Origin of the sequence: Verrucosispora sp. WMMA2121 (genome assembly GCF_027460185.1) — a bacterium.
Lineage (GTDB): Bacteria > Actinomycetota > Actinomycetes > Mycobacteriales > Micromonosporaceae > Micromonospora > Micromonospora palythoicola.
Window position 1 is genome coordinate 3761220 of sequence record NZ_JAPZBH010000006.1, and the last position, 19611, is coordinate 3780830.

Genomic DNA, 19611 nt, shown 5'->3' on the forward strand with positions numbered 1-19611 from the left:
GTCGAGGTCAGCGGCTCGGCTGCCGAGTTCGGGTGTTTGGCACCCTTCTCTCATTGACGGCGTCCGGCATTCCCGCTCCCGACGTCAGCGCCGTCGCCCGGCCGACATGGGGGGAGCGGCGCGACGATGTCCGCTCGCGCCGACGTCGCCAGGTCAGCGCGCAAGCGGTGAGGCAGCCGGCGGCGGCGAGGACCAGCGGTGGCCGGGGGCCGAGCAGCACGGCGGCCGCGCCGAGCGGCGTCGTCGCCGCGATCGGCCCGAACATGACCGTGTTGGCGGTGGCGGCGACCCGGCCGAGCAGCGCGTCGGGGCTGTGGGTCTGGACGGCGGTGATCGCCGCGACGAGCGCCCACGGCAACCCCAGACCGGTCACCACCGACGCGGCGACGACCGCTGGCCACCAGGGCAGGCATCTGCCCAGGCAGCTGACGGCGAAGAGTCCGGCCTCGGCCAGGGCCACCGCTGTCGGGCCGAACCAGGTGATCATCCGGCCGACCACCAGTCCACCGGCGACCGAGCCGGCGCCCTGGGCGCTGAGTAGTACACCCAGGAACGTCGCCGGCAGGCCGAGCGTGTCGGTGACGACGGCGTAGCCGGCGGCGGTGGTGAACCCGGACATGCCGATGGCGACCGCGGCGAGCGTCACCGGTTGTCGGATCGACACCGCGCCGAACAGGACGGTCAGCCCGACTCGGACTCCCCGGTCCGGGATCGCGACCGGCGGCGGCGTGCGGGTCAGGCGCAGCGCCGCGTAGCCGGCTGCGGCGAGGGCCGGCAGCACGGCGGCCAGCAGGGCGACCAGCTGGCCGCCGTGCCAGGTGTACAGGCCGGCACCGGCCAGCGGGGCGACCAGCTTGACGCCTTCCTGGGCGCTGGAGCGCCACCCGTTGACCCGTCCGAGGTGGACACCCGACAGGGCCGCCGGCAACAGGGCGCTCTCGCCCGCGTCGATCAGGACGTACGCGATGCCGTAGACCGTGGCCACGCAGAACAGCAGCCACACCTGGCCGGGACCACGCACCGCCAGCAGGGTGGGCAGGGTGGCGGTGAGAGTCAGGTTGGCCGCGACGACGACCGGGCGTCGGGGCAGCCGGTCGACGACAGCGCCGAGCCACGGGCCGGCGAGGGTGGGCGCGTAGGCGCAGAGGCCGGCGAGCGCGGCCAGGCCGGGGGAGTCGGTGAGGTCGAGAATCCAGATGCCGGTGACCAGGGCCATCGCGCTGCCGCCGAGGCCGGACAGCAGCGACACCGCCACGAAGAGGATCGCGTTGCGCCGCATGGGCCCTCCGGAACGAGTCAGGGGAGCTCACAGCGTCCATTCTTGAGTTACTTCGAGGCAAGACTCTGGGCAGATGTCAACGCTGCGTTGACAGCGCCTCGGCGAGGTGGCGGGCGACGGCGCGTATCGGGGCGGGTAGTTCGGGATCGTTGGCCGGTAGGTCGGCGCGGATCCGGGTGGCCAGGTCGTACAGGCCGCCGGGCTCGGCCTCCAGGGCGAGCATCGTGGTACGGCGGGTCAACGCGGCCCGGTCGAAGCGGGCATCCCAGCGACGGTCGGCGTCGATCCAACGTCGCAGCTCGATGAGGAGGCCGCGTAACGCGGCGACCTCGGCCGGCCAGCCCCGGTCCGCCACCGCTCGACGGGCCGCACGCGCGGCGGCCAGGCGTTGGCGGCGCTGCTCGGCGGCCTGCCGGCTGGCCAGGCCGAGGGCCTCGGCCACCTGGGCCCAGGTCGCACCGGCCAGCCGGGCACGGTCGATGAGATCGAGTTCGGTCTCGTCGAGTCGGTTCCGGGCGGCCCCGACGCCGGCCAGTTGATCGAGCGGGTCAACCATGCGTCAACGCTACATTGACAGCAACCCAATCCTGTCCGTCGGCCGCCGGAGGTGCTGGCCTTCGGCGACATGCCCAACGATGTGCTGGGCGGTCGGTCGCTCAGGCGGCTGCGGACTCGTGGCGGGACCGCTCCGTCGACCAGGCCGGCCGGGCAGCCGGGGCGGCCCAGGTGCTTTCCTGTGGGGCAGCGGATGCCGACGTCTCGTCGGTTGTGCCGCCCTGGGCGAGGTTCAGTGCCCGCTGGGCCTGCTGCCACGGCTCGCACGGCCAGTTCTGGCCGGCGCACAGCAGGTGGGTGCAGCCACCGTCCTCGCCCGGTGCGTGCGCGTCGGCGACGTCCAGGGCGAGCCGCCACAGCAACGGGTCGGTTACCCCGGCCGGACGGTCGGCGGTGTGGTGGTGCCGGTCGGTGGCGTTCTCGGACACGCGTGATCCCCCTCGTTGTCGAGCCTCACGCTCTTGATCTCCAGTCTGCACGCAGGTCAAACACGAGTTCCGGGACCGTCGGGGGAGGTGGGCGCGGTCACCGGGGGCGGGGCCGCCGACGATTGACAGATCCCTATCTGCGGGCGAAGGATGTCGGCATCTCGATCACTCCTACGACCCGGATGCGCGACGCTGCGTAATCGGCGATGCGGGCAGCGTCGACCGCCGAGCGCGCCGTCGTGGCCGTCCGCAGGGTGGGCGGCTGCGCGGATCCGCGCTGAACCCGCTGCCTCCGCGCCGCGCGCCGAGAAGAGGGGCGACCGCCTCATGTCCAAGGTCCGTACGGGCTCGCGCTGGCGACCCCAGCTGCCCGCCGCCACCGCACTGGCCGCCTTCGCGGCCGTCCTGCTGCTGGTCAACCCCGCCGCGGCGATCGCGCCACAGACCGCCGCGCCGGTGACCGCGCCCGCCGACCTCGGCCGGCTCGCCGACGAGCGGGCCAGCGTAGTCGAGGTGATCCTGGCCGACACCGCCGAACTGGACGCCCTGGTGGCCACCGGCGTCGACCTCGACCACCATGTCACCCACACCGGGGACGGCATCGTCGTGCACGCCGTGGTGACCGGCAACGAGGTCGCCACGCTGACCCGGGCCGGCTTCACCTTCGGCACGGTGCTGCACACCCCGCAGGACGCGGCGCAGCGGGTGGCCGAGCGGGAGGCGACCATCGCCGCCCACCTGGCCGAGAACCGGGAGTACGCGGCCGCGGCCGACTTCTCGGCCCGGTCCACGGTCGCCGACGTCAGGATCATCCGGGCGGACTACTACACCTCCGGCGACACGCAGGTGCTCTCGGTCGAGGCGAAGTGGGCGCAGGGACAGGCCGACGCCAGCCCGTTGACCGTCGAGCGGGACAGCGGGCCGGGCACCGAGATCGGTTCCGGCGGCACCCAGACCATCTCCCGGTTCGTCGACGCCGGTGTCTACCTCTACCACCGGGGCGCGGCGCAGGTGACCAGCCGTCCGGCGTACGTGCGGATCACCAGCCCGAGCGGTGACGTGGCGGTGGCCAAGGTCAACGAGTGGCTGCCGATCCCGCCGAAGGACCCCGAGGGGCCGGGCTACATGAAGGACTTCGTGGCCAGCTACCTGACCCCCACCGAGCTGTACGACCGGATCAAGGCCCTGGCCGCGCAGTACCCGAAGATCTCGGAGATCGTCGAGCTGCCGCACCGGACCAACGGCTACCGGCGCAAGGCGCAGGCGGTGCTCGGCACCGTCGACGCCAGTCGGGTCGCGGTCGACTCGCTGGCCTGGGGTCACCAGGGCGGCAACGACATCTCCGTCGAACTCGCCGATCCCGGCGTCGCCGACGCGCCCCTGGCGGTGACCGTCACCGGCGCCACGGTCCGCGTCGACCTCGCCACCGACGGCAGCGGCACCGTCACCAGCACCGCCGAGCAGGTCGTCGCCGCGCTCAACGCGCAGGCGGGGACGCTGCTGACCGCGTACACCTATCGGGGCAACCCGGGTACCGGCGTGGTCGCGCCGGCCGCGCGGACCGCGCTCTCCGACGGCCTCGCCGCGCCGGCGTCGGTCTCCCGCGACCCGCACCCGGTGTACGCCATCCGCATCGGCAAGCACCGCGACGGTTCCCGCCTCGGGGTGCTCGCGTACGCCCAGGAACACGCCCGGGAGTGGGTGCCGCCGCTGGTCACCATCGAGACCGCCGAACGGCTGCTGCGCAACTACGCGCACGACCGCAAGACCCGCGAACTGGTCGACAACCTCGACATCTGGATCGCTCCGTCGATCAACCCGGACGGCGGACACTACTCGTTCTACGACTTCAACTCCCAGCGCAAGAACATGACCAACCACTGCGCCCCGCAGGCGCCGGCGGACTTCCTCGGCCGCAACTCGTGGGGCGTGGACAACAACCGCAACTACACCGAGTACAGCCTGTTCGATGGGTACGCGGGCGCGTCGACAAGTTGCACCAGCGGCACGTACGCCGGCCCGGGCGAACTGTCCGAGCCGGAGAACCGCAACGTCGACTGGCTGGCCGCCCGACCGAACATCAGGTTCTCGATGAACCTGCACTCGTCGGGCAACTACTTCATGTGGTCGCCCGGCTCGTACGCGGTCCCCGGCCGGATCTCCGCGCCGCGGCCGACGCTGGCCGAGGAGTCGCTGTTCTGGGGCGCGTCGTCGCGGATCCTGACCGCCATCAAGCGGCACCGCAACCTGGCCGTCACCCCGGCCCGGACCGGCCCGATCGCCGACGTGCTGTACTCGGCGGCCGGCAACTCCGGTGACATGCTCTGGTACAAGTACGGCATCTACGCCTGGAACTTCGAGGTCGGCACCTCGTTCCAGCCGGACTGGCAGGAGGCGCACGCCGAGACGATGGAGTTCGCCAACGGCCTGACCGAGATGCTGCGGGTGGCCCGGGACTTCGACACCGACCGGAAGCGGCCGAAAAGCTCGCTTTCGGTGCGGGCGAGCGCCACCCCGGGCATGGTCGACGTCACCTTCTTCACCAGCGAACCGGCGGCCGTGTTCTACACCCTCGACCGCAGCCGACCCACCTACGCCGCCACCCTCTACGGCTCGGCCGGCATCCGGGAGGGCGGCGAGACGCTGACCATCCCCGTCGGCACGACCGTGCACTGGTTCTCCGTCGACGCGGCCGGCAACGTGGAGCGCAACTACAAGCCCGACGGCCGGGGCAACAACCACAACAAACAGAAGGTCAAGGCACCGAAGCGCTGACCGGACGCCGCGGCGAGCCGTGGGTGCCCCGGCCGATCTGCCGGCACCCACGGCTTGACCTTGACAGAGTGACAAGGTCTTCACTGTGTCGAGGAGGTGATCCGGATGAACACGTCACAGGAGGCCACGCAGACCGCACGGATGCTGCGTGGGCTGGCGCACATCGACGCGTCGGTGCGGCTGCGGGCCGCGCTGGCGGCCGGCACGACCCCCGACCCGCAGTTGATCGACAAGCTGGTGGAGCGCTGCGCGGTCGAGCCCGACTTCTCCGTACGCGAGATGCTCACCTGGGCCCTCACCCGTCACCCGGCCGCACTGACCGTCCCCGGGCTCGTCGCGGCGCTGCGCTCGGAAACCGCACAGGCCCGCAGCCAGGCGCTGCACACCCTGTCCAAGATCGGCGACCGGCGGGCGTGGCCGGCGATCACCCGAGCGCTGCTGACCGACGCCGACGACGAGGTGGCCCGCAGCGCCTGGCGGGCGGCGGTGGTGCTGGCACCCGAGGGTGACCGGCCGGCGCTGGCCGAGGCGCTGGCGACCCAGCTCGGGCGCGGCGGTCGGGAGACGCGGTTGAGCCTCAGCCGGGCACTCATCGCGCTCGGTGAGGTGGTCACTCCGGTCCTGGCCGCGGCCGGGACCCATCCCGACCCCGGCGTGCGGCAGCACGCGATCGCCACGCAACGCCTGCTCGACGACCCGGACGCCGGCTTCGAGTTCGCGGTCGAGGAGGCGAAGCGTGTGGTGGCGCTCGGCGAGAACGACCGGATCCGGTGACCGGCGGTGCTGATCGGTGAGGTGGCCCGCCGCTCCGGCGTCAGTGCCCGGATGCTCCGGCACTACGAGTCGCTCGGCCTGGTGGAGCCGACGGGCCGCAGCGGGGTCGGCTACCGGGAGTACTCGAGCGACGACATCCGCAGGATCTTCCACATCGAGAGCCTGCGGTCGCTGGGGCTGTCGCTGCGGGAGGTGAGGCGGGCGCTCGACGATCCCGCCTTCACCCCCGCGCGACTCGTGGCGGACCTGATCCAACAGACCCGGGAGCGGATCGCGGCGCAGACGGAGCTGCTCACCCGGCTGCGTCGGATCGGGGCCGCGCAACCCACCGACTGGGCGGACGTGCTCCAGGTCGTCGCCCTGCTCCAGGCTCTCGGCTCCGAGAACGCCGGACGCCGTCAGCACGCCGCCCTGTCCTCGGCCGGTGACCCGGCGATGCCGGCGGAGGCACTTGTCGAGGCGGTGCTGGGCGAGTCGGACCCGAACGTCGCCGGTGCGCTGCGCTGGGCGCTGGCGCAGTCGGCCGGCGATGCGGCGGCGCTGCTGGCGGTGGGCCTCGACGCACCCGACGCCGAGGTACGCGAACGCGCCGTGCGGTCCGTCGCCGAGATCCCCGACGGTGCCGCGACCCTGCTGCTGCGGGACGCCCTCACCCACCCCGACCCCGTCGTCCGCAGGTACGCGGCCCTCGCGCTGGGGGCACGTGGCGTGGCCGAGGCGATCCCGCCCCTGATCGAGATGGTCGTCGAGGAGACCAACGAGGCCGACGCGGCCGACGCCCTGACCGCGTTGGCCGGTGAGCCCGCGCTGGCGGACCAGATCGCCACCCGGCTCGTCGAGCGTCTGACCGACAGCGGCATCGGGCCGCCGGAACGCAGCCGGCTGACGCAGGCGCTCGCCGACATCCCGGGGGCCACGGCCACCCGGGCCCTCGCCGAGCTGTCCGAGGACGCGGACCGCACCGTCGCGGCCACCGCCAGGTACGTGCTGACCCTGCGCGACGGGCGATAGCGGAGCGCGCGGCCGGGCGTCACGTCGGTCAGGCGCCGCAGCGGAGTGTCAGCGCGCCCGGTCGGGGTCAGTTGTCACCCGGTCGCCCGGCTGCCCGGTTGCCCGGCTGTTGGCGCGGCGGGTAGCGGGGGCCCGGCTCCACCGGAGGCCGCCGACCGCCATGATGGGACGGTGAAGATCCTGTCCATCCAGTCCTCGGTCGCCTACGGCCACGTCGGCAACTCGGCGGCGGTGTTCCCGCTGCAGCGGCTCGGCCACGAGGTCTGGCCGGTGCTGACCGTGCACTTCTCCAACCACACCGGCTACGGCGCGTGGCGCGGACCGCTGCTGGCCCCCACCGACGTCGCCGAGGTGATCGCCGGCATCGCCGACCGTGGGGTGCTCGGTGACGCCGACGCGGTGCTCTCCGGCTATCAGGGGGATCCGGCGATGGGCGCGGTGATCCTCGACGCGGTGACCCTGGTGAAGACCGCCAACCCCGACGCCCTGTACTGCTGCGACCCGGTGATGGGCGACGTCGGCCGGGGCATGTTCGTCCGGCCCGGCATCCCGGAGTACCTGCGCGACGTGGTGGTGCCCCGCGCCGACATCATCACGCCCAACCAGTTCGAGCTGGAGTTCCTCGCCGGCCGACCGACGAACACGGTCGACGACCTGCTGGCCGCCGTCGACGCGGTACGCGCCACCGGGCCCCGGCACGTCCTGGTGACCAGCGTGCTGCACGGCGACCTGCCGGCGGACACCCTGGAGGTGGTGGCGGTCTCGGACGCCGGTGCCTGGGCGGTGACCACCCCGCTGCTGCCGATCACCCCGAACGGCGGCGGCGACGTCACCGCCGCCCTGTACCTGGCGCACCTGGCCACGACCGGATCGCCGGCCACGGCGCTGGAACGCACCACCGCCTCGATCTTCGCGGTGCTGGAGGCGACCCTGGCGGCCGGCACCCGCGAACTCCAACTGGTCGCCGCCCAGGCCGCGATCGCCGACCCGCCGCCGCGCTTCCCCGCCCGCCGGCTGCGTTGACGCGGCCCGGACGGCGAGTCCGCACCGCCGACCGGCGACACTCAGGTGAGCCGCTGATCCGTGACAACCTCCACCTCCCGGCCTCACACTCAGTGACATTCCGGCCGGAACTTAGGACTACCCCTACGTCCTTTGCTCTGCTTCACCCCACGCATTGATTGCGCTCCGCAACCTACGTGCCGGGCGGTGTCGCCGGACAACCCCATCTCAACTCGGTTGTGCGTGGAGTGAAGCAGAGCAAAGCGTGGTTGGGGACTAGGTGGTGGGAGGCGCTACGCGCACGTACTCAACACCGAAGATCATGTTCACGTTGATCCGGCAGCCCTTCCCGATGCCGAGGCCGGATCGTGCCCAGGCATTCGGACCGACCACGGCATAAGCTTGGCGGTGATGAGCGCTCCACCCCGCCGCGCCTCCGGTGACCTGCTGGTTCACCTGCGACGCGCCCGCGATCACATGGACCGCCACTACACCGAGGCGCTGGATCTCACCGCCGTCGCGGCTGTCGCCAGCGTCAGCAAGTACCACTTCCAGCGCCTGTTCACCGTCACCTACGGCTGCTCTCCGGCGGCGTACCTGTCGCAACGGCGCATCGAGCGGGCCCAGGATCTGCTGCGGAGCACGAACCTGACGGTGACCGAGGTCTGCTACGCCGTCGGGTTCGCCAGTCTCGGCTCGTTCAGCAGCCGGTTTCGTGACGTGGTCGGTGAGACGCCGAGCGAGTTCCAGCGCCGCTGGGCGAGCAGCGGAGCCCCGCACATTCCGGGCTGCTTCGTCTTCATGTGGGGGCTCGCCGAACGACGCGGGTGACGCCGCAAGCCAGGAGAAGCCGGACGCCGCCGACCGTCTCCTAACCTGGTCCCATGATTACCAACGTCTCGTTGACCAGCGTGTTCGTCAAGGACATCGACGCCGCCAAGACGTTCTACGTCGACATTCTCGGTTTCGTCGAGGGCGTCGACATCACCCTCGGCGAGGGCTACCGGTGGTGCACCGTCAAGCACCCCAGCCAACCGGAACTGGAGGTGCACCTGACCCTTCCCGGGCCGCCGCTGACGCCGGAGGTGGCCGAGATGTTCCGTCGGGCGCAGGACGAGGGCAACCTGTTCGCCGTCGGCCTGGCCGTCGACGACTGCCGCAAGACCTACGACGACCTGCGGGCCAAGGGGGTCGACTTCATCCAGGAGCCGGCGGATCGGCCGTACGGGGTGGAGGCCGTCGCGCGGGACAACTCGGGCAACTGGCTGGTCTTGGTCGAACAGCGGGAGTTCACCCCCGCGGACTTCGACTGAGTGAGCAGGTCCGACGACGTACGAGCCTCCGCATCGCCGGGGTGCCGGGCCGATCTGGTCGACTCGGCACCCGGCGACTACCGCGGAGAAGGTTCGTCAGTACCGCAGGTTGCGCAGGTAGCGGTAGCCGACCTCGGCGGTCTGCTGGGGCGTCACGTCGGGAGTGTCGTTCTCCACGATGTACTCCAGCACCGGGTGCTTCCGGAAGATCCGCCTGAAATCGATCATCCCGGTGCCGAGGTCGGCCATGTCGCCGTCGGCGGCGTGCCGGTCCTTGACGTGGTACTGGAGCACCCGCTGCGGCGCCGCGCGGATGACGTCCAGGGTGAAACCCTCGGGGTCGCGCACACCGTCGCCGGACTCGATGCCGCCGGTGACCGCCCAGTAGATGTCGATCTCCAGGTGGACGAGCCGGGGATCCAGTTCCTCGGTCAGCACGTCCCACGGCGTACGACCGCCGCCGAGGTCGATGGTGAACTCGTGGGCGTGGTTGTGGTAGCCGTAGCGCAGACCGGCCCGGGCCGCCGCGGCGGCCTCGACGTTCATCTGCTCCGCCCACCGCTTCCAGTCGTCGGCGTTCTCCGAGTAGAGGTACGGCACCACCATGAACTTCTGACCCAGCGTCACCGCGTTGCGGATCTTCTCCTGCAGCGCGGCGGGAGTCTCGCTGATCCCGTCGTGGCTGGACGTGGCCTTGATGCAGATGCTGTCCAGGAAGCGACGCAGTTGGGCGGCGTTGCGGCCGAAGTAGCCCAGGGCCAGCTCCACCTTCGGGTAGCCGATCCGGGCGAGGTGCCGCAGGGTGGCGTCGTATCCCGGTTCGCCGTTGAGCGCGTCGCGGACGGTCCACAACTGGATGCTGATCAGCCCCGGCGGCACCCGCCGCCGACCGCCATGCCCGTGTCCGTGGCCGGGACCGTGCTTGGAACCGGCGGAGGCGGCGGTCGCGCCCACTCCCGCCGTGGCGAGGCCGACGCCGGCCATCGCGGCCACCGAGCCGCGTAGCAGGCCCCGCCGGTCGAGGACGGAACGCCGCAGCGCGGCCATCCCGTCGTAGCCGTAACACATGATGACTCCTCTCGTGGATCTACACGCCGGGTACGAGCACGACCTGGTCGGTCCCGGTCAGCGGCGGCAGTCCGTCGTCACCGGGGTCGGTGTAGTTGGCGACGAACACGGCGGACAGGTTGTCGGTCGCCGGGTCGTGCCCCGACGGAACAGTGGTGAGGATCGAGCCGGTGCAGCCGTTGGCGGTGGTCTGCGGGTGGCCGTGGTCGTCGTGGCCGAGGATGTAGGTGACGCTGACCCGGGCGCAGTCGACCGGCTGGTCGTCGGTCACCCGTACCTCGTACTGAATGGTGTCGCCGAAGGCGAAGGGTTGGCCCTCGACCGGCGCGATCAGCTCGACCACCGGCACGGCGTTGCCGACCACGACCCGCACCGACGCCGACGCCGAGCGTCCCTTCCGGTCGGTCACCTTCAGCGTCGCCTCGTAGCTGCCGTTCTCCCGGTAGGTGAACGTGGGGTTCGCCGACCGCGAGTCGACCCGGTCGTCGTCGTCGAGGTACCACTCGTACCGCAGGCGGTCGCCGTCCGGATCGGTGGTGCCCTCGCTGGAGAACTCCACGGTCAGCGGGGCCAGACCGGCGGTCTGGCTGGCCGAGACCACCGGAATCGGGCTGCGGTTGCCGTCTCGACCGATGAAGTCGATCCGGGCCACCTGCGCCTCCGGGTTCTCGCTGAAGAAACCGTCGCCGTACTCGAGGACGTAGAGCGCGCCGTCGGGGCCGAACTCCAGGTCCATCGGGTTGTCGAAGACGACCGACGGCAGTACCGGCTCGATGCCGTCGAGCGTGCCGCGCCGGTCCATCTGGAACGCCTTGACGTAGTCGCGGGTCCACTCGTAGAACAGCGGCTTGCCGTCGTAGTACGACGGCCACGCCACCGGGTTGCGGCCCCGGGTGGTGGAGCGGTCGAAGCGGTACGCGGGCCCGGCCATCGGGCCGATGCCGCCGGTGCCCAACTCGGGGAACTGCGCGGAGGCGCCGTAGCTGTACCACACGTCCGGCTGCTGCGTGGCGGGCAGCTTGCGCAGCCCGGTGTTGTTCGGTGACTCGTTGACCGGTGCCGCGCAGTCGAACTCCGCACCGGACTCCTCGGTGGCGAAGTCGTAGTCCCGGTACGGCAACTGCGCGGTGACGCAGTAGGGCCAACCGTGGTTGCCGGCCTCGCGGGCCACGAACCACTTGCCGTGTCCGGCCGGTCCGCGCAGCGGGTCGGGCTGGCCGGCGTCGGGTGAGTAGTCGCCGACGTACAGGTCGCCGGTCTCGCGGTCCAGTTCGATCCGGAACGGGTTACGCAGCCCCATCAGGTAGATCTCGGGACGGGTGCCCCGGGTGCCGGGCTTGAACAGGTTCCCCTTGGGGATGGTGTACCTGCCGTTGGTGCCGACCTTGATCCGCAGGATCTTGCCACGCAGGTCGTTGGTGTTGGCGCTGGTGCGCTGCGCGTCGTACGCCGGGTTGCGGCCGGGCCGCTCGTCGATCGGGGCGTACCCGCCGGACTCGAACGGGTTCGTGTCGTCCCCGGTGGACAGGTACAGGTTGCCCTTCGCGTCGAAGACGATGTCTCCACCGACGTGGCAGCAGATGCCCCGGTCCACCGGCACGTCGATGATCCGCTGCTCGGTACGCAGGTCCAGGGTGTCCTTGACCAGCCGGAACCGGGACAGTCGGATGACACCCTGGAACGGTGCGAGTTCCTCCTCGGTGCCCCAGGCCGGGGCGTCGCCCTCGTTGACGTCCGGGGTGGACGGGTCGTCGACCGGGGTGTCCATCGGCGGCGAGTAGTACAGGTAGACCCAGTTGTTGCCGCGTCGGCCGAAGCCCGGGTCGACGGCGACGTTCTGCAGGCCCTCCTCGTCGTGCTGGTAGACGTCGAGGGTGGCGGCGATGGTGTTGCGCCCGGTGTCGGGGTTGTGCAGCCACACCTGGCCGGCGCGGGTCACGTGCAGCACCCGACCGTCGGGCAGCACGGCGAGGTCCATCGGCTCGCCGGGACGGTCGTTGAGGGTGACCTTCTGGAAGGCCGTGTCGGGCGGGGGACTGCTGGTGCCGGCGGCCGTGGGGTTGGCCGGCGCGGCCATCGAGCTGGCGGGCGGGGCGACGAGCGTGATGGTCGTCAGACCGGCCACCGCGAGCGCGAGTCGTCTCTTCAACTGCCTCTCCTTGGTGTGAGGACGGGTCGGGCAGGTCGGGGACGTACGGGTGCTGGGCTTCTCCTCCGGGTGTCGGGCAGCACCGAATGGCCCGTTGGGTCGCCGGTGGGCGACGCGGGCGCGGAAGCTGAGGATTGGGGTAGGTGTCCGAGGGGCCGTCGGAGGTCACGAGCGTGGCGCTGGCCCCTGCGGCGATTCACCTCGTCGTAACATCCGGGCTGAAGTTAACAAAAGCCATGTCGATATGTCCATGGCTTCTGCCAGGTTTAATGGAACTTTCCGCCACGGTGGCGAAAGGATCGTCCACACACGAAAAATCGCCCTCGGCCCCGGAGGTGGCTTCTCAGGACCCGAGGGCGGTGCAGGTTGGACCGACGGCTCGCTGTGACCCGTCAGGCCAGCGGGCCGGTGTCGCGGGCCCTCCGGACCGCGTACCGGTGCATCGTCACACCCTGGTCGAACGACGCCTGCTCGATCAGGTCCAGCTCGACCGGCTCGTCATGGTCGTCGAACAGCGGCCGGCCGGTACCGAGCACGACCGGGTGGGTGAAGAGCAGCAGCTCGTCGAGCAGCCCCGCCCGCAGCAGGTTGGTCGCCAGGGTGGCACCGCCGACCCCGATGTCGCCGTCGGAATGCTCCCGCAGCCGCGCGAGCTGCCCGATCGCGTCGTCCCCACCGACGACCCGGGTGTGGTGCCCGGCGTCGTCGCGGGTGCGCGAGACCAGAACCTTGGGCATCGAGGTCCAGATCTCGCCGTACTCACGCAGGTAGTCCGGCAGGGATTCGTCGTCGCGGGCGCCCGGCCAGAACGCCTCCATCGTCTCGTAGATCGTGCGGCCCTCGATCATCAGCGACATCGCCCGAGCCCGCCTGTTGAACTCCCGATGCAAGGACTCGCCGATGCGCATCCAGTCGCCGCCGCCCTGCTCACCCGGGGCGCGCTCGATCCGCAGATCGACCGACACGTTCATCCAGTACACGAACCGACCCGACACGCTGTCTCCCACGAGGTAGTGACCTGCAACTGCTTCCGGCTCGACGCCAGGTTGTGTCGAAGCGTGGCTTCATCAAGGCTCGTCGAGCCGGGCGAGCAAGGTCCGGGGCGCCACCGACCGGTAGCCGTCCTCGATGACCTCGGCCAGCTCGGCCTCGCCGATCCCGGTGTCGAGGCGTACGCCGACCCACCCGCGATGCCCCACATAGGGCGGGCGAAAGTAGGTCCGCGGATTCTCCGCGATCAGCTCCTCGGCGGAGCCGGGCGGGGCGGCACACCACAGGTGGGCGAAGTCGTCCTGGTGATGGCCGTCCGGCCAGAGCATGACGAACGACCTCTTGCCCCGGACGAACCAGGTCGGGGTGCCGTGGCTCAGCCGCTCGCTGACCTCGGGAAGACGCAGGCAGGCCCGCCGGACGATCGCCACCATGTCGGTCATCGGCCCAAGCTACGACACCGGTCCGACACGAGCAGGCAGCCACCGCTACCGGACCTCAGCTTCATTCCGGCGGGATGGCGATGATCTCGACGTCGACGCCCTCGTTCCGCAGTGCCTTCATCGCCTGGTAGAGCGCCACCTGGGCGAAGGTGAAGAGTGAGTCGACGGTGACCGTCCGGCTGCCGCCGAGCGCGATGGCGTAGACGACCTTGCTGGGTCGGAAGTCCTGGCCGAGGTCCCGTCCGTTCGGCTGCTGCCGTACCACGTCGAGGAACTTGGCGCGCGCGTCCGTCTGGTAGCGCAGTGCCTCGTAGGAGACGATCCCCTGGGCGAAGAGGTGGCTGAGCGGGGAGCTGCTCTTCGCCCGCTTGACGTGGATCAGTTCGCCACGGGGGCCGAGTAGATCGCACGCCTCGATTCCGCGGGCATGTTGCTCCGTGCGCAGGAGCTTCTTGTCCAGCAGGATCAGGCCTGGGTCGCTACCTGCCGCCGCCCGGTTGTAGGAGTCCTCGTCCTCAAGCTCCACTGTCCAGGGCGGTAGCGTGATGTCAGACGGCCGAGCCAGGATCTCGGCGATCTCACGCCGCAGGAAGTCACGGTGCCGCTCGCCGATCTCGTACCAGTTGCCCTCGTGGAGCAGCAGCTGACTGGTGCCGACCGCCACCTCCGCCGTGATCCAACGGTAGAGGCGGCCTGACTGCATCTCGTCGTTGCCGCTGGCATCGGCGTAGAGGGTCAGCGTGCCGTTACGCAGCCCGTCCCACCGGTCACCGTTGAGTGCGGCGTTGGTGTGGGCCAGGATCGCCGGCAGGTCCAGCTCATCGGTCAGGGTTGCGCGCCGTCCCGACTTCGGGACCTGGATCCGGTACGACCCGACGTGCTCGATGTCGCCGACCAGCTCACCGGGCACGGCCAGGCCGAGAGCAGGTGGGTCGGTCAGGGCCAGGCGTTCGTCGAGGATGTCGTGCAGCTGCGTCATGCGCGGGTCCGACGGCGGCACCGGGCGGATCTGTGTGATGAACTCCAGGTCGGCGGGTGGCGTTTCCTCCTGGCAGACCCGCTCGATCTCCCGCAGGTCCGCCAGGAGCCCGCCGGGCTCGACGCAGAGATGGATGTGCAGGGCGTCGCCCCCGTTGATTCGGGTCGGCTTTCCGCTCTGCCGGCAGACGGAGAGCCGCATATTCTCCGTACGGCCGCCCACCTGGCCGACGATCTCGCCCCACTTGTCGATGCCGTACTTCCAGATGGGCTGGCCGGCGGGAACGAAGCTACGGTCGACTCGACCGTTGGCGCCGACCATCCTGCGGCGTACCTGCCGGATGTCACTCGGCATGAGCGCGCGGACGGCGAACGACACTCCGAACGTCCGGTCGATCGCCTCCTGGTCGACCATGTGACGGCCCAGGGTTCCGTACGCCAGGGCGTAGGCGCGCTCGTCGACCACCAGGAGCAGGGCACCACCGCCGCTGCTGTAACCGAGGTCCACCTCCTCGCCGGTGAGCCCGGCGAGGATGTCGCACCACTCGGCGCGGGGGCGGGGAACGCTGCCGTGCACCAGCAGGGCCGGCGCGCCGGCCACGTATCTCGGCACCGGCTCGAAGCCGTTGTCGTTGAGGTAGCGGAGGTTGAGTGCCTCCCGTAAACCGTCAGGCGTGGGGGAGACCCGGAGGCGGTAGACGGTGGTGGGGTGGGTACCGGGTGTAGCCGGCGGCACCGGGCTGTCGAAGAGCGCCGGCTGATGCGGGTCGGGCCGGCGACGGTCCTTGCGGTTGGTGGGGCGGGTGCTGGAGACGGCCAGGGTCCGGTTCGTCGCACTGCGCATCGCGATCTCCTCGCGTAGAGATTCGGGTGGGCGGTCCGTGCGGGGTGGTGAAGGTCGAGGGCGGGCTTCGCGGCGCCCGCCCTCGACGCGTAGGGCTCAGCCGAGGGAGACCTCGACGCCGCCGGAGAACGGCGAGTCGTGCAGTTCGAGCTTGGTGAGCTTCACCTTCTTGGGGATGTCGAAGACGACGACGCCGGTGACCTGGTTGCCGGGGTTGATGTCGTTGAGGAACGTCTCGGCGTTCTCGTTGGCGTAGAGGCCGGCCGTGCCGTCGGCGGAGTACTCGGTGCCGTCGGCCGCGTACGCCTTCTGGCTGCTGCCGTCGAACATCTGCGCTTCCTTGCCGATGTTCTTGACCTTGACGGTGATCAGGCAGAACTGGCCCTGCGCGGTCGCGCCGAGCAGGTCGCTGCCGACCTTGCGCACCCCGCACTTGCTGGACTTGACGGTGAACTCGAACTTGCCGTCACGAGCCGGGTCGCCGATCTTCGCCGTCGTCTTCTCCTCGCCGGTGGCGGTGCTGTCGTTGTCCGAGCTACCCGCGTTGGCCGTGGTGCCGGCGTCGTCCGTGGCACCGGCACCGCAGCCCAGCCCGATGAGGGCGGTGGCGAGCAGAGCGATCGTCGTGGTCTTGCGCATGATTGTCCTCCCGCTGTTGCTTGGCGGCGTCAATCACAGCATCATCTGTGAACTGTGTCAACGGACATGATGCTTGACAGGTGTGACACACTCCGAACGTGCAGGCAAACGCGACCATCACGGCAGCGGAGATCGCCCGACTCGCCGGGGTCGGCCGCGCTGCGGTCAGCAACTGGCGCAAACGACACGCCGACTTCCCCGCCCCGGTCGGCGGGACGGCGAGCAGTCCCGAGTTCGACCTGATCCAGGTCGAACAGTGGCTACGTGCCCAGGGCAAGCTGACCGAGACGACGACCAGCGACCGGCTCTGGCGGCGTCTCGCCCCGGCCGGCGAATCCCCGGCCGCCGCCCTCGCCGCCGTCGGCACCCGGCTGCTGGCCCTGCAACGCGGCCAGCGACCCCGCCGCCCAGCGGATGCACGCCTGACACCCCTGATCCCCGACATCGACGCGCTGGCCGACGAACTCGGACCGCAGAGGGCCTTCGACGAGCTGTGGCAACGCTTCAGCGCACCCGGCCCCGGGCGCCCCTTCGCCACCCCCGACAACCTCGCGGACCTGATGGTCGGACTGGCCAGCGTCGGCGGCGGCTCCGTCCTCGACCCGGCCGCCGGCACCGGCGCCCTGCTGCGCGCCGCCGTCCGAGCCGACTGCACCAGCGCGTACGGGCAGGAACTCGACGAGGATCTGGCCCGGCTCGCCGGGCTGTGGCTGGCACTGCGGGAGGTGCCCGGCGAGGTGAGCGTCGGCGACTCGATGCGCGCCGACGCGTTCGCCGGCCACACCTTCGACGCCGTGGTCTGCCACCCGCCGTTCGGCGCCACCAACTGGGGCGACCAGGAACTCGGTCACGATCCCCGGTGGATCGTCGGCACCACCCCGCGTACCGAACCGGAACTGGCCTGGGTTCAGCATGCCCTTGCGCATCTACGGGCCGGTGGGCACGCCGTGCTGCTGATGCCACCGACAGTGGCCGGCCGCCGTGCCGGCCGGCGCATCCGCGCCGAACTGCTGCGCCGCGGCGTCCTGCGGGCCGTCGTCGCGCTCCCGGCCGGAGCGGCCGCGCCGCACGGCGTACCGCTGCATCTGTGGGTGCTGCGGCGACCCGCGATCGACGCGCCGCCACCGGCGCGGACGCTGCTTGTCGACGCGGCCGGCGGCGAGCTGGCCGAGACCGGCCCACGCATCCTCGCCGCCTGGCAGGCGTTCAGCGCCGACACCGACATCGAGGAGGCTGGTTTCGCCCACGCGGTACCGGTGATCGAACTGCTGGACGAGGAGGTCGACCTCACCCCCGCGCGCCGGCAACCCGCCGTCGCGGACGAGGCCACCGGAGAACAGCTGGTACGCACCAGAGAACGCCTCGCCGCCGTCGTCGGTGACCTGCCGGCGCTGCTGCCGCAGGTCACGCCCGTCCCCGACGAGCCGGAGGCAGACTTCCTGACTGTGGCGGAGCTGGTCCGCTCGGGCGCGGTGCAGCTCCTTGGCCCGATCCGCGCCGCGTCGACCGACGCCGTGCCGGTCAAGGACGGCGAGCCGGCAGCCGGCGGGCCGCCGGTGCTGACCGTGCCGGACGTGCTCGACGGCTCCGCCCCGTCCGGTACCGATGACGGCCGGCTGGGCCAGGAGATACCTCTCGACGTGGGGGACGTGGTGGTGCCGATGATCGCCCGGCAGCTCACCGCCCGGGTGGTGACGACATCGGGCGCCCTGCTGGGGCGCAACCTCTACCTGCTGCGACCCAACCCGGCGGTGCTGGACCCGTGGTTCCTCGCCGGGCAGCTGCGCACCTCGGCGAACGAGAAGCAGGCGTCGAGCCTCTCCGGCACGCTGCGCTTCGACATCCGGCGGGCCCAGGTGCGCCGGCTGCCACTCGACGCGCAGCGGGCCACCGGCGAGGCATTCCGCCGGCTCGACGCCTTCGAGTCGGCGATCCGGCAGGCGACCTCGCTGGGCGCGGAACTGGTCCAGCTCACCGCCGACGGCCTCGCCCGCGGAACGATCCGGTCCGACGGAGCACTTGGCCGTCGGCTATCTGACTGAAGTGTGGGGCGGGTCGTCAGGGATCGACCGCGATTCTGACCTGCCGAAGCACGCCCAGCTGGGGGGTGCAAGCTCGACCGCATCGGCTCGTGTGCTGCCCGGTCATGGCCCCGGCGCGGTGACTGGCCAGGAGAAACGGGCGGATCGGCTGTTGGCTCACAGGTCACCGCTCGTTGTACGGTCATGCGTCCCGTCCCCGGCATCGACCGGAAGCGGCGGGAGACGATGGGGCGTTGCGGGGGCATCATGAGGAGGACCTGTGGCTCTGGGCAACATCGGCGGCTATCAACTGGTCAAGCCGCTCGGGTCCGGTGGCATGGGTGAGGTGTGGTTCGCGGTGTCGCCCACGGCGGAACGGGTCGCCCTCAAGGTCATCAAGAAGCAGTTGCTTGATGCGCCAACGATGCAGGAGCGGTTCGCCGCCGAGGTGGAGAGCCTGAAGCTCGTCTACGGCTCCCGGGTGGCGCGACTGGAAAACGCGGATCCGTTCGGCGATCCGGCCTGGTTGGCGACCGAGTACGTGCCCGGCGCCACCCTCCGCCAGCATGTCGACGCCCGGGGACCGCTGTCGACGCCGCACGGGGCCATGGTGGGCGCGATGCTGGCCGAGGGCCTGGCCAACGTGCACCAGGTCGGCATCCTGCACCGTGACCTGAAACCGCAGAACATCATCCTCGGCCCCGACGGCCCCAAGCTCATCGACTTCGGCCTCGCCGTCCTCGCCGACCGCCACGACTACCTCACCGAACCGGGCGCACTGGTGGGCACCCCCGCCTACATGTCGCCGGAGCAGGTACGCGGTGAACGGGACCTCACCACCGCCGTGGACGTCTACGGGCTCGCGGCGACGCTGGTTTTCGCACTGACCGGGCACACCCTCTACCCGCAGAGCAACTCCTGGAACCTGCTGTTGCGCATCACCGAGCCGAGTGATCTGCCCGACCTCAGCGGCGTACCCGACGAACTGGCGCCGCTGCTGGGCGCGATGCTCGCCCACGACCCGACCGCCCGGCCCAGCCTCGACACGGTGCGCCGCCGGCTGCTCGCCGTCGCCACCACCGCTGGGGGCGTGGTGGAGGTACGCCGGCAGGTCGCCGCCCTCACCTACGTGAGCGACACCGAGCTGCTGGTACCACCCGAACTGGACGACCCCCGGCAGGACCCGGAGGCCGCAGCGACAGCAGAGCCGACCGCCGAGGACGCCAAACCGGCCACCACGACCGGCGAGCCCGAACCACCCATCACGGTGCAGGCCGACGTGCAGTGGCTGGTCGACAAGCTGCGCCGCCAGTACGCCCGCCGCTCCACCCTGTAGGAAGGC

General features: G+C 70.9%; 17 protein-coding genes. 8 read left to right on the top strand and 9 right to left on the bottom strand.

The features are described from left to right. Window positions 1-7 precede the first annotated feature (7 nt). The 3 genes from O7605_RS25855 to O7605_RS25865 all read right to left on the bottom strand — a co-directional run bounded on the left by O7605_RS25855 (window position 8) and on the right by O7605_RS25865 (window position 2262). Entirely contained in the window at window positions 8-1279 is a 1272-nt protein-coding gene (locus O7605_RS25855) for an MFS transporter (protein WP_269741573.1), read from the bottom strand. A gap of 76 nt (window positions 1280-1355) precedes the next feature. Next, window positions 1356-1835, bottom strand: coding sequence for a hypothetical protein (locus O7605_RS25860; protein WP_269741574.1), 480 nt, complete (start codon window positions 1833-1835; stop codon window positions 1356-1358). A gap of 100 nt (window positions 1836-1935) precedes the next feature. Next, window positions 1936-2262: a hypothetical protein gene (locus O7605_RS25865; RefSeq protein ID WP_269741575.1), complete on the bottom strand. Its 327-nt coding sequence runs from the start codon at window positions 2260-2262 to the stop codon at window positions 1936-1938. A gap of 327 nt (window positions 2263-2589) precedes the next feature. Here O7605_RS25865 and O7605_RS25870 point away from each other — a divergent pair, with 327 nt between their 5' ends. From O7605_RS25870 to O7605_RS25895, 6 genes are all read left to right on the top strand, one after another. Beyond that, window positions 2590-5037 carry a M14 family metallopeptidase gene (locus O7605_RS25870; RefSeq protein ID WP_269741576.1) on the top strand — a complete coding sequence of 816 codons (2448 nt, stop codon included), beginning with the start codon at window positions 2590-2592 and terminating at the stop codon, window positions 5035-5037. Window positions 5038-5142: 105 nt separating this feature from the next. Then, window positions 5143-5811, top strand: coding sequence for a HEAT repeat domain-containing protein (locus O7605_RS25875; RefSeq protein ID WP_269741577.1), 669 nt, complete (start codon window positions 5143-5145; stop codon window positions 5809-5811). Window positions 5812-5817: 6 nt separating this feature from the next. Continuing rightward, window positions 5818-6822, top strand: a complete 1005-nt coding sequence (locus O7605_RS25880) for a MerR family transcriptional regulator (RefSeq protein WP_269741578.1) — start codon at window positions 5818-5820, stop codon at window positions 6820-6822. A 171-nt stretch (window positions 6823-6993) separates the two neighbouring features. Continuing rightward, window positions 6994-7845 (top strand): pyridoxal kinase PdxY, encoded by an 852-nt coding sequence (gene pdxY / locus O7605_RS25885; RefSeq protein ID WP_269741579.1) that lies wholly within the window; start codon window positions 6994-6996, stop codon window positions 7843-7845. A gap of 390 nt (window positions 7846-8235) precedes the next feature. Beyond that, window positions 8236-8655 (top strand): AraC family transcriptional regulator, encoded by a 420-nt coding sequence (locus O7605_RS25890; protein ID WP_332317152.1) that lies wholly within the window; start codon window positions 8236-8238, stop codon window positions 8653-8655. A gap of 53 nt (window positions 8656-8708) precedes the next feature. Beyond that, the gene (locus O7605_RS25895; protein WP_164446885.1) at window positions 8709-9137 is read left to right on the top strand and encodes a VOC family protein; all 429 of its coding nucleotides are present in this window, start codon (window positions 8709-8711) and stop codon (window positions 9135-9137) included. Between the two features lie 96 nt (window positions 9138-9233). On the opposite strand, the gene O7605_RS25900 is transcribed toward O7605_RS25895, so the two are convergent. From O7605_RS25900 to O7605_RS25925, 6 genes are all read right to left on the bottom strand, one after another. Then, a complete protein-coding gene (locus O7605_RS25900) occupies window positions 9234-10205 on the bottom strand; it encodes a sugar phosphate isomerase/epimerase family protein (RefSeq protein ID WP_269741580.1) in 972 nt (323 codons plus the stop codon). Window positions 10206-10224: 19 nt separating this feature from the next. Next, window positions 10225-12354 carry a PQQ-dependent sugar dehydrogenase gene (locus O7605_RS25905; RefSeq protein ID WP_269741581.1) on the bottom strand — a complete coding sequence of 710 codons (2130 nt, stop codon included), beginning with the start codon at window positions 12352-12354 and terminating at the stop codon, window positions 10225-10227. A 392-nt stretch (window positions 12355-12746) separates the two neighbouring features. Then, on the bottom strand, window positions 12747-13349 hold the full coding sequence (locus O7605_RS25910; protein WP_269741583.1) for a dihydrofolate reductase family protein: 603 nt from the start codon (window positions 13347-13349) through the stop codon (window positions 12747-12749). A 72-nt stretch (window positions 13350-13421) separates the two neighbouring features. After that, window positions 13422-13787, bottom strand: a complete 366-nt coding sequence (locus O7605_RS25915; RefSeq protein ID WP_269741584.1) for an MmcQ/YjbR family DNA-binding protein — start codon at window positions 13785-13787, stop codon at window positions 13422-13424. A 61-nt stretch (window positions 13788-13848) separates the two neighbouring features. Continuing rightward, the gene (locus O7605_RS25920; protein WP_269741585.1) at window positions 13849-15609 is read right to left on the bottom strand and encodes a DUF6119 family protein; all 1761 of its coding nucleotides are present in this window, start codon (window positions 15607-15609) and stop codon (window positions 13849-13851) included. Between the two features lie 96 nt (window positions 15610-15705). Continuing rightward, window positions 15706-16248, bottom strand: coding sequence for a DUF4352 domain-containing protein (locus O7605_RS25925; protein ID WP_269741586.1), 543 nt, complete (start codon window positions 16246-16248; stop codon window positions 15706-15708). Window positions 16249-16346: 98 nt separating this feature from the next. On the opposite strand from O7605_RS25925, the gene O7605_RS25930 reads away from it, so the two are divergent. Both O7605_RS25930 and O7605_RS25935 read left to right on the top strand, forming a co-directional pair. Then, window positions 16347-18290 (top strand): N-6 DNA methylase, encoded by a 1944-nt coding sequence (locus tag O7605_RS25930; RefSeq protein ID WP_269741587.1) that lies wholly within the window; start codon window positions 16347-16349, stop codon window positions 18288-18290. A 259-nt stretch (window positions 18291-18549) separates the two neighbouring features. Then, window positions 18550-19605, top strand: a complete 1056-nt coding sequence (locus tag O7605_RS25935; protein WP_269741588.1) for a serine/threonine-protein kinase — start codon at window positions 18550-18552, stop codon at window positions 19603-19605. Window positions 19606-19611 lie beyond the last annotated feature (6 nt).

Coding starts and splice junctions, on each gene's coding strand:
- O7605_RS25870 (WP_269741576.1), top strand. CDS start 2,590: ATGTCCAAGGTCCGTACGGGCTCGCGCTGGCGACCCCAGCTGCCCGCC.
- O7605_RS25890 (WP_332317152.1), top strand. CDS start 8,236: ATGAGCGCTCCACCCCGCCGCGCCTCCGGTGACCTGCTGGTTCACCTG.
- O7605_RS25915 (WP_269741584.1), bottom strand. CDS start 13,787: ATGACCGACATGGTGGCGATCGTCCGGCGGGCCTGCCTGCGTCTTCCC.
- O7605_RS25855 (WP_269741573.1), bottom strand. CDS start 1,279: ATGCGGCGCAACGCGATCCTCTTCGTGGCGGTGTCGCTGCTGTCCGGC.
- O7605_RS25875 (WP_269741577.1), top strand. CDS start 5,143: ATGAACACGTCACAGGAGGCCACGCAGACCGCACGGATGCTGCGTGGG.
- O7605_RS25895 (WP_164446885.1), top strand. CDS start 8,709: ATGATTACCAACGTCTCGTTGACCAGCGTGTTCGTCAAGGACATCGAC.
- O7605_RS25900 (WP_269741580.1), bottom strand. CDS start 10,205: ATGTGTTACGGCTACGACGGGATGGCCGCGCTGCGGCGTTCCGTCCTC.
- O7605_RS25860 (WP_269741574.1), bottom strand. CDS start 1,835: ATGGTTGACCCGCTCGATCAACTGGCCGGCGTCGGGGCCGCCCGGAAC.
- O7605_RS25925 (WP_269741586.1), bottom strand. CDS start 16,248: ATGCGCAAGACCACGACGATCGCTCTGCTCGCCACCGCCCTCATCGGG.
- O7605_RS25920 (WP_269741585.1), bottom strand. CDS start 15,609: ATGCGCAGTGCGACGAACCGGACCCTGGCCGTCTCCAGCACCCGCCCC.